Source organism: Candidatus Symbiopectobacterium sp. NZEC135 (assembly GCF_025962695.1).
On sequence record NZ_JAGFPF010001253.1, the window covers coordinates 1 to 634 of the forward strand.

A 634-nucleotide genomic window follows, 5' to 3' on the forward strand; every position below is an offset into this window, starting at 1 on the left:
GGCAAAACGGGCATCATTACCAATGACGAAAAAACTTACTATACGGTGGATAAAAAAAGAGGAGATATCTTTTTTGAAAATGCAGGTATGTCATTAAAGAAATTTTATGCTGATTACCAGAAACGAATGCCTTCTTTGACAACGCTGGCCGCCTCAATCATGAAAAAAAACTTAAAAGAGAAATTCAATCTGGATATCGATCCAGATAAAAATTACTTTATGCTGTTCAATTCAGCGATGAGTTGCTCGGATTGCTTTAGTGGTTGGTGCTTCACGGGAAAACCGATAGAATATGGATCGTTGTCAAGCTACCTGCTACGAAACTTCCCCGCTGATGCTCAGGAAAATCTGGTTTCGGTAAATAGCCAATCCGGTATTTATCGCGTTGCACCTGATACTGCCAATGTCTTTGACCGGGAAAACGAAGTTCAACTACTTCCAACAACGTTTATCCAGCTGGTGTGGGATATCAACTTTTACCAACAAGCCTCATCCATCTACACCGACATCTTTAATAACAAGGGCATCCATAGCAAAAAGAACTTTATCGATTTTATTATCAACCTCTCCTCTCAACAACTCAGTCACCGCGCGATATCTGATCTATTGTCGGGAACCGGGTTGACTAAAAATA

The 634-nt window shown here is 40.2% G+C and carries 1 protein-coding gene; it reads left to right on the plus strand.

Annotated elements, in window-relative coordinates; translation table 11 throughout:
* Positions 1-634 (plus strand): dermonecrotic toxin domain-containing protein (locus tag J5224_RS33665; protein WP_413544767.1); only part of this gene is annotated, 634 nt, incomplete at both ends.